This is a genomic window from Sphingomonas sp. (genome assembly GCF_026460985.1).
Lineage (GTDB): Bacteria > Pseudomonadota > Alphaproteobacteria > Sphingomonadales > Sphingomonadaceae > Sphingomonas.
In genome coordinates this window covers 1-12,949 of sequence record NZ_JAPKNM010000002.1, presented here as the reverse complement: position 1 = coordinate 12,949, position 12,949 = coordinate 1, and the positions used below count along the sequence as shown (strand labels likewise).

At 68.0% G+C, this 12,949-nt stretch carries 10 protein-coding genes; 5 read left to right on the top strand and 5 right to left on the bottom strand.

Annotated features, from left to right (window positions below; genetic code table 11):
* Positions 1–2,466, top strand: a 2,466-nt coding sequence (locus tag MT490_RS01655) for a translocation/assembly module TamB domain-containing protein (RefSeq protein ID WP_297383699.1), incomplete at its 5' end; no start/stop codon positions are given.
* A 157-nt stretch (positions 2,467–2,623) separates the two neighbouring features.
* The gene (locus MT490_RS01650; RefSeq protein WP_297383696.1) at positions 2,624–4,090 is read left to right on the top strand and encodes an NAD(P)/FAD-dependent oxidoreductase; all 1,467 of its coding nucleotides are present in this window, start codon (positions 2,624–2,626) and stop codon (positions 4,088–4,090) included.
* Here the strand turns inward: MT490_RS01650 and MT490_RS01645 are convergent.
* The 4 genes from MT490_RS01645 to MT490_RS01630 all read right to left on the bottom strand — a co-directional run bounded on the left by MT490_RS01645 (position 4,087) and on the right by MT490_RS01630 (position 7,282).
* Positions 4,087–4,536 carry a MaoC family dehydratase gene (locus tag MT490_RS01645; RefSeq protein WP_297383694.1) on the bottom strand — a complete coding sequence of 150 codons (450 nt, stop codon included), beginning with the start codon at positions 4,534–4,536 and terminating at the stop codon, positions 4,087–4,089. The genes MT490_RS01650 and MT490_RS01645 overlap by 4 nt on opposite strands.
* 96 nt (positions 4,537–4,632) lie before the next feature.
* A complete protein-coding gene (locus MT490_RS01640) occupies positions 4,633–6,501 on the bottom strand; it encodes a biotin carboxylase N-terminal domain-containing protein (protein ID WP_297383692.1) in 1,869 nt (622 codons plus the stop codon).
* Entirely contained in the window at positions 6,498–6,800 is a 303-nt protein-coding gene (locus MT490_RS01635; RefSeq protein WP_297383690.1) for a DUF3088 family protein, read from the bottom strand. Before MT490_RS01635 ends, MT490_RS01640 begins: the two co-directional genes overlap by 4 nt.
* Positions 6,800–7,282 (bottom strand): nuclear transport factor 2 family protein, encoded by a 483-nt coding sequence (locus MT490_RS01630; protein ID WP_297383688.1) that lies wholly within the window; start codon positions 7,280–7,282, stop codon positions 6,800–6,802. The genes MT490_RS01635 and MT490_RS01630 overlap by 1 nt, the downstream gene beginning before the upstream one ends.
* Positions 7,283–7,358: 76 nt before the next feature.
* Here MT490_RS01630 and MT490_RS01625 point away from each other — a divergent pair, with 76 nt between their 5' ends.
* A complete protein-coding gene (locus tag MT490_RS01625; RefSeq protein ID WP_297383686.1) occupies positions 7,359–7,790 on the top strand; it encodes an endonuclease domain-containing protein in 432 nt (143 codons plus the stop codon).
* Between the two features lie 17 nt (positions 7,791–7,807).
* Here MT490_RS01625 and MT490_RS01620 read toward each other — a convergent pair whose 3' ends face one another.
* The gene (locus MT490_RS01620; RefSeq protein WP_297383684.1) at positions 7,808–9,409 is read right to left on the bottom strand and encodes a carboxyl transferase domain-containing protein; all 1,602 of its coding nucleotides are present in this window, start codon (positions 9,407–9,409) and stop codon (positions 7,808–7,810) included.
* A gap of 126 nt (positions 9,410–9,535) precedes the next feature.
* Between MT490_RS01620 and MT490_RS01615 the strand changes: the two genes are divergently transcribed.
* Positions 9,536–11,608: a M13 family metallopeptidase gene (locus MT490_RS01615; RefSeq protein WP_297383682.1), complete on the top strand. Its 2,073-nt coding sequence runs from the start codon at positions 9,536–9,538 to the stop codon at positions 11,606–11,608.
* Positions 11,609–11,654: 46 nt separating this feature from the next.
* Positions 11,655–12,833 carry an SGNH/GDSL hydrolase family protein gene (locus MT490_RS01610; protein WP_297383680.1) on the top strand — a complete coding sequence of 393 codons (1,179 nt, stop codon included), beginning with the start codon at positions 11,655–11,657 and terminating at the stop codon, positions 12,831–12,833.
* Positions 12,834–12,949: the final 116 nt, after the last annotated feature.

Here is a 12,949-nt window from a genome sequence, read left to right as displayed (position 1 = left end):
GTCAATGCCGATGCGGTGTCGAACGCCTATGGTCCGCTGACCGCGCGGGTGACGGGGACGCTCAATGCGCCGCAGGTGCTGCTGCGCGCGCCCCGGCCGGGGCTGGGCGTCGGGCTTGTCGACCTCGAGGCGCGGATCCGCGGGCGCGGCAATGCCTGGGCGGTCGCGGCAACGGGCGGGACCCGATACGGGCCGTTCAACGCCAATGTCGTGGTGCGCAGCGGCCGAACGCTCGCGATCGACGTCGAGAGCGCGCGCTTCGCCGGCATGGATATCGCCGGCAACCTCCAGCAGACCGCGGCCGGGCCCTTTACCGGGCGATTGCGCTTCGAAGGCTCAGGCGTCGTCGGCAGCGCCGATCTCGCCGCGCAGGGTCGTTTCCAGGCGGCGGCAATCCAGGCGCGCGCGCTCAACGCGGTGATCCCCGGCGATGCCGGGCTCACCATCGGGCGCGCGCTCGTCTCGGCGAATCTGGTGCTGACCGAGACGCCGCAGATCCTGGCCGATATCCAGCTGGCGAACCTGCGCAGCGGCGATTTCGTGCTCAAGACCGCGCGCGCCAAGATCGACTATCAGGGCGGCAGCGGCACCGCGCAGGCGGTTGCCACCGGCTCGTCGGGCGTGCCCTTCCAGATCGCGGCGAATGCGCGGCTCTCGCCCGAGCAATGGCTGGTGGCGCTGCAGGGGCAGGGGAGCGGCGTCAAGTTCCGCACCGCCAATCCGGCGCGCATCCAGATCGCCGGCGACACCTATCGCCTGCTGCCGACCCAGGTCGATTTCGACCAGGGTACCGTGCGGCTGGCGGGCAGCTACGGCACCGGCATGGCGCTCCAGGCGCGGCTCGACAAGCTCGACCTCGAGGTCGTCAACGGTCTGGTCCCCGGGCTCGGGGTGGACGGGATCGCGAGCGGCAGCCTCGACTTCGCGCAGTCAAATGCGGATGCCTTCCCCAGCGCCGACGCGCGGCTGGAGATCGACAATTTCACGCGCTCCAGCCTTGCCATGGTCTCGACCCCGGTCGACATCAGCTTCGTCGGCAAGGTGCTTCCCGACGGCGGCGACGCCCGCGCGCTGATCAAGCGCGGGACCACGACGATCGGCCGCGTGGTGGCGACGCTGCGACCGCTCGGCCCGGGTGCGGGTTCGTGGAGCGAACGGCTGATGGGCGCACCGCTCTCGGGCGGCATCCGCTACAACGGCCCGGCCGCGGTTCCCTTCTCGCTGGCGGGGCTGACCAACCAGCATTTGACCGGCGCGATCGGCATCGCGGCGGACTTCTCCGGCCGGGTGCGCGAGCCTGACCTTGCCGGTGTCGTGCGCGGCGAGAACCTCACCTACGGCAACGAGACCTATGGGACGCAGATCACGAACCTGTCGATCGCGGGCCGTTTCTCGGACGACGAGCTGATCCTCGAGCAGGCCAATGGCCGGGCGGGCGAGGGCACGATCACTGCGCAGGGCCGCATCGGCCTGTCGGCGGCGAACGGCTATCCGATGACGCTGACCGCCGACTTCAACAATGCCCGGCTCGCGCACAGCGACGCGCTCGGCGCGACGGCGACGGGGCGGATCACGATCACCAAGAACCCGCAGGTCGCCAAGATCGAAGGGCGGCTGACCATCCCCGAGGCGCGCTACCAGATCATCCGCCAAGGCGCCGCCGAGATCCCGCAGCTCACCGGCATCCGCCGCCGCAGCGAGATGGCCGCGAACGGCCAGGCGAGGCCTTCCGCGACGGCGCGGGCGAGCAACGTGTTCGACCTGGATCTGCGCCTCGTCGCCGACAACCGGCTGTTCGTATCGGGCATGGGGCTCGAATCCGAATGGAGCGCGCGCGTCTTCGTGCGTGGCACCACCGCGGCGCCCGAGGTCCGCGGCTCGATGGAGATCATCCGCGGCACCTACAGCTTCGCCAGCCGCCGGTTCGACGTCACGCGCGGCAATATCCGCTTCCAGGGGAACCAGCTGTCGAACCCGACGATCGACGTCGAGGCGAGCACCACCGCCGAGGGCATCACCGCGATCATCGACATTTCGGGCACCGCACAGCAGCCGCGGATCGCCTTCACCTCGTCTCCTAGCCTGCCGCAGGAGGAAGTGCTGGCGCGGCTGTTCTTCGGCACCAACGTGACCAACCTCTCCGCCACCGAGGCGATCCAGCTCGCCGCGGCGGTCAATTCGCTGAGCGGCACGGGCGGCGGGCTGAACCCGCTCGGCCAGCTCCGCTCGGCGACCGGGATCGATCGCCTGCGCATCCTCGGCGCCGACGACACCAGCGGCCGCGGCACCTCGCTCGCGGCGGGCAAGTACATCACCAACGACATCTATATCGAGATCATCACCGACGCCCGCGGCTTCACCGCCACCCAGCTCGAGATCTCGCTCACCCGCTCGCTGAGCCTGCTCTCGCAAACCGCCTCGTTCGGCGGATCGAGCGTCAGCCTGCGCTATTCGCGGGATTACTAGGCTCCCCGTCACCCCGGCGAAAGCCGGGGCCCAGAGTTGCTCTGCTCCGTCGTACTGCTTGGCTCTGGATCCCGGCTTTCGCCGGGATGACGAAAATGTGGCGGATGGACTGGTTCAGCTACTTACAGTTCTGTAAGCAGCCAACCAGGAGAGGCGCATGACCGAGCATTTCGACGTCGTGGTGGTGGGGGCCGGGATCTCCGGCATCGGCGCGGGCTATCATCTGCAGGCGAACAGCCCCGATCGCAGCTATGTGATCCTCGAGGGGCGCGAGCGGCTGGGGGGAACCTGGGACCTGTTCCGCTATCCGGGCATCCGTTCGGATTCGGACATGTACACTTTGGGCTTCTCCTTCCGCCCCTGGACCGGCGCCAAGGCGATCGCCGACGGCCCGGCGATCCTGCGCTATCTCGACGAGACCGCGCGCGAGCACGGCGTGGACCGGCACATCCGTTACCGCCACCGCGTCAAGAGCGCCGCTTGGTCGAGCGAGGACGCGCTGTGGACGGTGCTCGCCGAGCGCGAGGAAGGCGAGGTGACCTTCACCTGCAGCTTCCTGTTCATGGCCACCGGCTATTACAACTACGCCCGGGGCTACACGCCCGACTTCCCCGGCGCCGAGGACTTCAAGGGGCAGATCGTCCACCCGCAATTCTGGACCGACGACGTCGATTATGCCGGCAAGCACGTCGTCGTGATCGGGAGCGGGGCGACCGCAGTGACCCTGGTGCCCGAGCTCGCCAGGCAGGCGGCGCACGTGACGATGCTCCAACGCTCGCCGACCTATATCGTCGCGCGGCCCTCCGAGGATAAGATCGCCAACTGGCTGCGGAGCAAATTGCCCGCCAAGACGGCCTATGGCCTGACCCGCTGGAAGAACGTCCTGCTCCAGCAATATTTCTACCGCATCGCGCGCAAGCGGCCCGAAAAGGCCAAGCAGGCGATCATCGACATGGTCCGCGACGAGCTCGGCCCCGATTACGATGTCGGCACGCATTTCACGCCCAGCTACAATCCCTGGGACCAGAGGCTCTGCCTCGTCCCTGACGCGGACCTGTTCGCGTCGATCCGCGAGGGCAAGGCGAGCGTCGTCACCGACACGATCGATCGCTTCACCCAAAGCGGGATCCGGCTCGCATCGGGCAGGGAGCTCGAGGCGGACCTGATCGTCACCGCCACCGGGCTGGAAATCCAGTTGCTGAGCGGCATGCCGGTCACCGTCGACGGCAAGCTTTTCGAGCCCGTCAAGCACATGACCTACAAGGGCATGATGTTCTCCGACGTGCCGAATTTCGCGATCTCGTTCGGCTACACCAATGCCAGCTGGACGCTGAAGGCCGATTTGACGGCGAACTATATGACTCGGCTCCTCAACGCGATGCGCAAGCGCGGCGTGCGCCAGGTCACGCCGCGGCTGAAGGAGCCCGTCGAGGAGATGCCCTTCCTCGATTTCACCTCGGGCTATGTCCAGCGCGCCGCCGCGCATCTGCCGCGACAAGGCACGCGGAAGCCGTGGCGGGTGCACCAGAATTACACGCTCGACGTGATGGCGCTGAAGTTCGGGGGGATCGACCAGGAGATGGAGTTTTCCAATCCCGCCCCGCGCGAGCGCCGCGTCGCCTAGGGACGCGCGCGGAGCAAGGCCGAGCGCAGGCATTCGCACACCAATTCGTCCCGCTGGTTGTGCATCTGGTGCCGCCAGGTGACGATACCCTGGCCGGGCCGCGACTTGCTCGCGCGGACGTCGGTCACTTCGCTCGACGCACGCAGCGTGTCGCCGAGGAAGACGGGCTTCGGCATGACGAGCTTGTCATAGCCGAGATTGGCGACGAGCGTCCCCGCGGTGGTGTCGCCCACCGTGATCCCCACCATCAGGCTGAAAGTGAAGGTCCCGTTGACGAGGATCTGCCCGAACTCGCTCGCCCGCGCCGCCTCGGCGTCGATGTGGAGCGGCTGGGTGTTGTGGGTGAGGGTAGAGAAAAGGAGGTTGTCGGTCTCGGTCACCGTGCGGCGGAGGCTATGCTCGATCCGGTCGCCGACCTGCCATTCGTCGAAGAAGCGTCCCGCCATCATTCAAGTCCCGTTCGTGCTGAGCTTGTCGAAGCACCGTCCTTCGGTTCGACAAGGAAAAGACCGCCCTTCGACAAGCTCAGGGCGAACGGTTAGTTACTCCTGTCGCTCCACCCGCACCAGCAGCGTACCCTCGCTCACTTGCGAACCCGCCACTGCGTCCAGCTCCGCCACCACACCGTCGAACGGCGCGACGAGCCCATGCTCCATCTTCATCGCTTCGAGCGTGAGCAAGCGCTGGCCCTTGGCGACGGCATCGCCGGCGGTCACTTCGACTGCGGTCACACGGCCCGGCATCGGCGCGAGGATCGCGCCGTCGCCGGCCGTGGCGCCGGCCGCACCGTCGAAACGGGCGAAGCCGATCGAAAAGGTCTGGCCGCCCTCGTTGAGCCGCGTGCGGTCGTCATGCAGCTCCATGTACCAATTCTCGGCGCGCTCGCGGAAATCGACGACCACGCGGACGCCGTCGACATCGAGCACGGTGGCGAGATGCGGGGGCGCGTTGAGCCGGAACCCGGGCAGGTTCGGCGCGCGCGCCGGTGCGCTGGCCTCGACGAGGCGCCAGGCGGCACCGCGCAGCGTGTCCTCCGCCGGCAGCCTCGACGGCATCAGCGCTTCGCCCTTGCGCGCGATCAGCCCGGTGTCGAGGTTGCCGGAGGCGAAATCGGGATCGGCGAGGGCCTTGAGCAGGAAAGCGCCGTTGGTCTTCACCGGCCAGACGCTGCTGCCGAGCAACGCGTGTGAGAGCCGTTCGATGGCGTCCTCGCGCGTCGCGGCATGCGCGATCAGCTTTGCTATCATAGGATCATAGAAGGGCGAGACTTCGCCGCCTTCCTCCACGCCGGTGTCCGCGCGGACCATGCCGTCGTTGAGATCGAACTCGGTGAGCGGCCCGATCGACGGCAGGAAGCCCGCGGATGGATCTTCGGCATAGAGGCGGGCCTCCATGGCGTGGCCGCTGATCTCGAGCTCCTCCTGCCGCTTCGGCAGCATCTCGCCGCTCGCCACCTGCAGCTGCCACTCGACCAAATCCTGCCCGGTAATCTCCTCGGTCACCGGATGCTCGACCTGGAGCCGCGTGTTCATCTCCATGAACCAGATGCGGTCGGCGCGCAGGCCTTCGCTGGCGTCGGCGATGAACTCGATCGTGCCCGCGCCGACATAGTCCACCGCCTTGGCCGCGCGCACCGCCGCCGCGCAGATCGCCTCGCGCGTCGCTTCGTCCATGCCGGGGGCGGGGGCCTCCTCGATCACCTTCTGGTGGCGGCGCTGGAGCGAGCAATCGCGCTCGAACAAGTGGACGACGTTGCCGTGCGCGTCGCCGAACACCTGCACTTCGATGTGGCGCGGCGAGAGGATGTACTTCTCGAGCAACACGCGATCGTCGCCGAAGGACGAGGCCGCCTCGCGCTTGCAGCTGGCGAGCGCATCATCGAACTCGGCCGAGGCGTCGACGCGGCGCATGCCCTTGCCGCCGCCGCCCGCCACTGCCTTGATCAGCACCGGATAGCCGATCGCATCAGCCTCGGCCCTGAGGCGCTCGGGCGACTGGTCCTCGCCGAGATAGCCGGGCGTGACCGGCACCCTCGCGGCGATCATCCGTGCCTTGGCGGCGTCCTTCAATCCCATCGCACGGATGCTGTCGGGCCTGGGGCCGATCCAGACCAGCCCCGCGTCGATCACCGCCTGCGCGAAATCGGCATTCTCGGAGAGGAAGCCATAGCCGGGATGGATCGCCTCGGCGCCGGTCGCCTGGGCGGCAGCGATGATCTTCTCGCCCACGAGATAGCTCTCGCGCGCCGGCGAGGGGCCGATGTGCACCGCCTCGTCGGCCTGCCGCACGTGCAGCGCGTTCGCGTCGGCATCCGAATAGACCGCGACCGTGCGCACCCCCAGCGCCCGCGCGGTGCGGATGATCCGGCAGGCGATCTCGCCGCGATTGGCGATGAGGAGGGAAGTGATCATGGATGGCGTTCCGGAAAGCCGTGGCGCGTGTGAAGCGCCGCGAGCAGCGGCTCGATCTCGTTGGCGAAGCCGCCGTCCCAGACCAGCGCCGGAAGGTTCTGGTTCGCCTCACCAATCGCTTCGATCACCGCTGCGCGGGGCCGCGGATAGGGGATGCGGATCACTTCGAGTTTGGCGGCGCGATCGGGAAGAGCGGCGAGCAGGCCTTCGATCGTGATGCAGTCGCGGCAATAGAAGGTGCGCCCCGGCAGCGCGGGGTCGGCGAACGTGCTTTCGAGCAGGAAGAGGCGGTCGCGCATCACTTGCCCGGGCAACCGGTGGTGCGGCGCGACCAGGTGACGTTGAGGATCTTCCACGCGCCGTTCTCGCGGACGAGGTCGAAATGGTTGACGCCGCAATGGCTGACCTTGCCGTCGACCAGGAAGACATAGTCGCCCCATGCCATGGCGATGTCGCCGTCCACCTCGATCGCCGGATTGGGCATGCGCTCCTCGTAGCGCTCGGGGCCCGGCTTGAGCGTGCCGGCATAATCGGCCCAGCCGCGACCGTTTACCACCGGCGACCCGTCCGGCCTGTTGCCGGCCCCGGTAATGCGGCCCTCGGCGCGGACGAAGGGCAGCGCCGCCTGCCCGTCGCGTTTCGCGATCGCCGCGAACAGGCCGTTGATCGGCACCAGGACCGCGGCTTCCTCGGAAGCGGGCGGGGGCAGGGCGGTGCCCTTCACGATCGGGGCGACGGGGGTGGTTTGCAGGGCGAGGGCAGCTGCGACGACAAGCTTCATAGCGGACCTTTCAATTCCTCCCCGAGCTTGTCTCGGGGAGGGGGACCATGCGAAGCATGGTGGAGGGGCGGGAGCGATGTTCAAGGACCGATCGCCGAGGGGAAGCAGACGCGCGGTGCACCAAAGCCGGGCGCGACGCCGTCAGATGAGCCTGCCGGAGATACTGATTTGGCGAGTTCTGCGTACGAGGCCGGATGGCCTGAAGTTTCGGCACGAACATCCGACCGGAGAATTCAGCCTCGACTTCTATTGCAGCGATGCGCGGCTGGCGATCGAAGTCGACGGCGAGATTCATGGCCGTGGTGACCGTCCCGAACGGGATTCGCGCCGTGATGCCTGGTTGGCGGCTAGCGGTATCTCGACCTTTCGGGTGCCTGCTACCGAGGTTTTGCGCGATCTCGATGGTGTTGTCCGCGGAATAGTGGCCGAGGCGCGTTCGCGCCTGCCCCTCCACCACCCGGCTGCGCCGGGCGGTCCCCCTCCCCGAGACAAGCTCGGGGAGGAATGAGGTGGGCTCGTTTTCCATCACATCCGGAACACCCCGAACGCGGGACGTTCGGGTATCGGCGCGTTCAGCGTCGCTGCGAAGGCCAGGCCCAGCACGTCGCGCGTCTGCGCCGGATCGATGATGCCGTCGTCCCATAGCCGCGCGGTGGCGTGCCAAGGGTTGCCTTCGTCTTCGTAGCGCTGGCGGATCGGCGCCTTGAAGGCCTCGGCCTCCTCGGGCGTCCATTTCTCGGCGTCGCGGTGGACGGTCGCGAGCACCGAGGCCGCCTGCTCGCCGCCCATCACCGAGATGCGGCTGTTGGGCCAGCTGAACAGGAAGCGGGGCGAATAGGCCCGCCCGCACATGCCGTAATTGCCCGCGCCGAAGCTGCCGCCGATGAGGACGGTGACCTTGGGCACGCTCGCGGTGGCGACGGCGGTCACCAGCTTTGCGCCATGTTTCGCAATGCCTTCCGCCTCGTACTTGCCGCCGACCATGAAGCCCGAGATGTTCTGGAGGAAGAGCAGGGGCACGCGGCGCTGGCAGGCGAGCTCGATAAAGTGGGCGCCCTTCTGCGCGCTCTCCGAGAACAGGATGCCGTTATTGGCGATGATCCCGACCGGCATGCCCCAGATATGCGCGAAGCCGCAGACGAGGCTGGTGCCGTAGAGCGATTTGAACTCGTGAAACTCGCTGCCGTCGACGATCCGCGCGATCACCTCGTGCACGTCATAGGGCGCGCGGACGTCCTCGGGGACGATGCCGTAGAGCTCCTCCGGCGCGTATTTGGGTGGCCGGGGCCCGATCAGTGCCAGGTCGGGTGTGCGATCGGCGGGCAGATGGCTGACGATGTCGCGGACGATCGTCAGCGCGTGCTCGTCATTCTCGGCGACATGATCGACCACGCCTGATTTGCGCCCGTGCAGATCGCCGCCGCCAAGATCCTCGGCGCTGATCACTTCGCCCGTCGCAGCCTTCACCAGCGGCGGGCCGGCAAGGAAAATCGTGCCCTGGTTGCGCACGATCACGCTCTCGTCGCTCATCGCGGGGACGTAGGCGCCGCCTGCGGTGCAGCTGCCCATCACGCAGGCGATCTGCGGGATGCTCAGCGCCGACATGTTGGCCTGATTGAAGAAGATCCGCCCGAAATGGTCGCGGTCGGGGAAGACCTCGGCCTGGTGGGGCAAATTGGCGCCGCCCGAATCGACCAGGTAGATGCAGGGCAGGCGATTGGCCTCGGCGATCTCCTGCGCGCGGAGATGCTTCTTGACCGTCATGGGGTAATAGGTGCCGCCCTTCACCGTCGCGTCGTTGCAGACGATCATGACGGTGCGTCCCGAGACGCGGCCGATCCCCGCGATCATCCCCGCGCCGGGGACTTCGCCCTGGTACATGTCGCATGCGGCGAGCTGGCCGATCTCGAGGAACGGTGCGCCGGGATCGAGCAACCACTCGACCCGCTCGCGCGGCAGCAGCTTGCCGCGGCTGGTGTGGCGTTCGCGCGCGGCCTCGGAGCCGCCGAGCGCCGCCTGCGCCACATCGGCGCGCAGCCGCTCGGCCAGCGCGCGGTTGTGCGCGGCGCGGGCGCGATATTCCTCTCCCTCGGGCGACACCTTCGTATCGAGCACCGGAGCGCTCATTAGGGCATCCTTCCTGTCCTAGTTTAGTCCTGCCTACACTGCGGCCAGCTGCTTGGGAAGGACTGGCGCGCGCCTTCGTGCCAGAGTAGCACGCAGCACGACTGGATTGAGTGGGAGAGCCTCAACGTGACGACTCGCGCGGCCCTGTTTGCCCTGCTTCTCGCAACCGCCGCCTGCACCCCCGGCGGGCAGGCCGGGAACGACGCCACCGTCGCCGCGGGCACGGGAATCGGCGTCGACGTTACGGGGCTCAACAAGAGCGTGAAGCCGGGCGACGATTTCGACGAGTTCGCCAATGGCGGCTGGCGCGCGCGGACCCAGATCCCCGCGGACCGTTCGAGCACCGGCGCATTCCTGGAGGTCTACAACAAGGCTGAGGCGAACAACGTCGCGATCGTCCAGGCGGCGCTCAAGGCCAATGCCGCCGTCGGCACCGATCAGCGCCGCATCGCCGACTGGTTCAGCGCCTTCACCGACACCGCCGCGATCGAGCAGCGCGGGCTGACGCCGCTCGGCGCCGAGATGGACGCGATCGCCGCGCTCAAGGACAGGACGGCGCTGTCGACGATGCTCGGCGCCAATATTCGCGCCGATGTCGATCCGCTCAATGCCACCAATTTCCAGACCGAGAACCTGTTCGGCCTGTTCGTGACGCAGGCGCTCGACCGCCCCGATGTCAGCGTGCCCTATCTGCTCCAGGGCGGGCTCGGGCTGCCCGAGCGTGACTATTATCTCTCGGCTAAGCCCGAGATGGCGACGATCCGCAACCAGTATCGCGCCTATATCGGCAAGCTGCTGAGCCTCGCCAACATCACCGAGCCCGATGCCCGGGCGCAGCGCGTGTTCGAGCTCGAGACCAAGATCGCCCGCGCGCACGCCGACATCGTCACGTCGCAGGACATCCACAAGGCGAACAATCCCTGGAAGAAGGCCGACTTCGCGAAGAAGGCGCCTGGGATCGACTGGGACGCCTTCTGGAGCGCCGCGGGCCTGGCCACGCAGCAGGATTTCATCGTCTGGCACCCGCAAACGGTGATCGCGGTGGCGAAGCTGGCGGGCAGCGAGCCGCTCCAGGCGTGGCAGGACTGGCTCACCTTCCACCGCATCAACGAAGTCACCGACGTGCTGCCCGCTTCGTTCGACCAGGCGCATTTCGAGTTCTTCAGCCATACGCTGAACGGCCAGCCCAAGCCCCGCCCGCGCGACAAGCGAGCGATCGGCAGCGTCAACAACTGGCTCGGCGACGCGGTCGGCCAGCTCTATGTGAAGGACTTCTTCCCGGCCTCGTCCAAGGCCGACATCCAGAACATGGTGAAGGGCATCCTCGCCGCGTTCGACAAGCGCGTCGCGGCGCTCCCCTGGATGGCCGAATCGACCAAGGCCGAGGCGCGCCGGAAGATCGCGGGCATGAAGGTGGGGATCGGCTATCCCGAGGCGTGGCGGAGCTATGCGAGCCTCGAGGTCAAGGCCGACGATCCGGTGGGCAACCTCCGTCGCGCCCAACTTGCCGAATATCGCCACCAGCTCGCCAAGATCGGCAAACCGGTGGATCGCGGCGAATGGTGGATGACGCCGCAGACGGTCAACGCGGTCAACCTGCCGCTGCAGAACGCGCTCAACTTCCCCGCCGCGATCCTCCAGGCGCCCTTCTACGATCCGGGCGCCGATGCCGCGGCCAATTACGGCGCGATCGGCGCGGTGATCGGGCACGAGATCAGCCACGGCTTCGACGATCTCGGCGCCAATTTCGACGCCACCGGCCGCCTGCGCAACTGGTGGACCCCGCAGGACCTTGCGCGGTTCAAGGCGAGCGGGCAGGCGCTCGTCGCGCAGTTCAACGCCTATGAGGTGCTGCCCGGCCTGTTCATCAACGGCCAGCAGACGCTGAGCGAGAACATCGCCGACGTCGCCGGGCTCACCGCCGCCTATGAGGCGTACCGCGCCTCGCTGGGCGGCAAGGAGGCGCCGGTGATCGGCGGGCTGACCGGCGACCAGCGCTTCTTCCTCGCCTACGCCCAGGCATGGCGCGACAAGTCGCGCGAGCAGGCGCTCCGCGGACGCGTCGCCACCGATGCCCACGCGCCGGCGCGCTGGCGCGCCCAGACCGTGCGCAACCTCGACGCCTGGTATCCGGCCTTCGACGTCAGGGAAGGGCAGAAGCTGTTCCTGACGCCCGAGAAGCGCGTCAAGGTCTGGTGAGGCGCCTGCGCGGGCGCTGACGACAATCGAAACGGGGGAGAATGCGATGCGGTGGATGCGGACGATCGCGGCCGCGGCGGCGATGCTGCTGGTGGCGGCAGCACCGGCCAAGGAGCGCTGGACCCGCGCCTGGACCGCGAGCATGTGGCAGGTCGCCGACGACCAGGTACGCTCGCTCGAGAACGTCACGATCCGCTCGGCGGTGCGCGTCGGCGCGGGCGGGCGCCAGCTCCGGCTGCGGCTCGCCAATGACTATGGCCCGGCGCTCTCCGTGGGCGCGGCGTCGGTCCGCCTGGCCGGGGGCAAGGCGGTGAAGGTGACCTTCGACGGGCAGGCGTCGGTGCGCGTGCCCGAAGGCGCGCCTTTGGTGAGCGATCCGATCGCGCTGCCGGTCAAGGCGTTCGACGTGGTCGAGGTCTCTTTGTTCTTCCCCGAGTCGACGCCGCTGGTCACCGTCCATGACGTGGTCGGCGAGCAGACATTGATCTCGCCGCCGGGCGATCACACCCAGGCGGACTTCCCCGCGCCCGTGGAGAAATGGCGCCTGCGGCCGCTGATCGCCGGGCTCGACGTGCTGACCGACAAACCGCGGCCGGTGGTGGTGGCTTTCGGCGATTCGATCACCGACAATGTCGGCTGCGCCAACGACGCGATGCCGCGCTGCCGCTGGGGCGACGTGCTCGGTCGGCGGCTGGCGGCGGCGGGCAAGCCGCACGTGGTGGTGACGCAGGCGATCTCGGGCAACCGCATCCTCGCGAACGGCACCGGCCCGAGCGCGCTGTCGCGCTTCGACCGCGACGTGCTCGCGGTGCCGGGGGTCAGCCATGTCGTGCTGCTCGAAGGGATCAACGACATCGGCAATTCGGGGCGCGTGGTGAAGGGCGCGCTGCGCCCCACGATCACCGCCGACCAGCTCCTCGCGGGCTACAAGCAGCTGGCGCTGCGCGCGCGGGAGCGCGGCATCAAGGTCTATGCGATGACGATCCTGCCCTATGAGGGCGCGATGTACCAGACGCCCGCAGGCGAGGCGATGCGGGTGCAGGTCAACGCCTGGATCCGCACCGCGAAGGCGTTCGACGCCGTGATCGACATGGAGAAAGTCATGGCCGATCCCGCCAATCCGAAGCGGCTGGCGGCCAATATGCAGGGCGGCGACAATCTCCACCCCGACGGCCGCGGCGAGACCGCGATGGGCGAGGCGATCGATTTGGGGTTGTTTCGTTAAATTCCCTCTCCCCTTGTGGGAGAGGGAGGGAGCCGACGTTAGTCGGCGGAAGGGTGAGGGGGAGTGAGACTCAGTCCCCCTCATCCTTCCCACTCGCTTCGCGAGCGGGCCCCTTC

Coding starts and splice junctions, on each gene's coding strand:
- MT490_RS01650 (WP_297383696.1), top strand. CDS start 2,624: ATGACCGAGCATTTCGACGTCGTGGTGGTGGGGGCCGGGATCTCCGGC.
- MT490_RS01645 (WP_297383694.1), bottom strand. CDS start 4,536: ATGGCGGGACGCTTCTTCGACGAATGGCAGGTCGGCGACCGGATCGAG.
- MT490_RS01640 (WP_297383692.1), bottom strand. CDS start 6,501: ATGATCACTTCCCTCCTCATCGCCAATCGCGGCGAGATCGCCTGCCGG.
- MT490_RS01635 (WP_297383690.1), bottom strand. CDS start 6,800: ATGCGCGACCGCCTCTTCCTGCTCGAAAGCACGTTCGCCGACCCCGCG.
- MT490_RS01630 (WP_297383688.1), bottom strand. CDS start 7,282: ATGAAGCTTGTCGTCGCAGCTGCCCTCGCCCTGCAAACCACCCCCGTC.
- MT490_RS01625 (WP_297383686.1), top strand. CDS start 7,359: ATGTTCAAGGACCGATCGCCGAGGGGAAGCAGACGCGCGGTGCACCAA.
- MT490_RS01620 (WP_297383684.1), bottom strand. CDS start 9,409: ATGAGCGCTCCGGTGCTCGATACGAAGGTGTCGCCCGAGGGAGAGGAA.
- MT490_RS01610 (WP_297383680.1), top strand. CDS start 11,655: ATGCGGTGGATGCGGACGATCGCGGCCGCGGCGGCGATGCTGCTGGTG.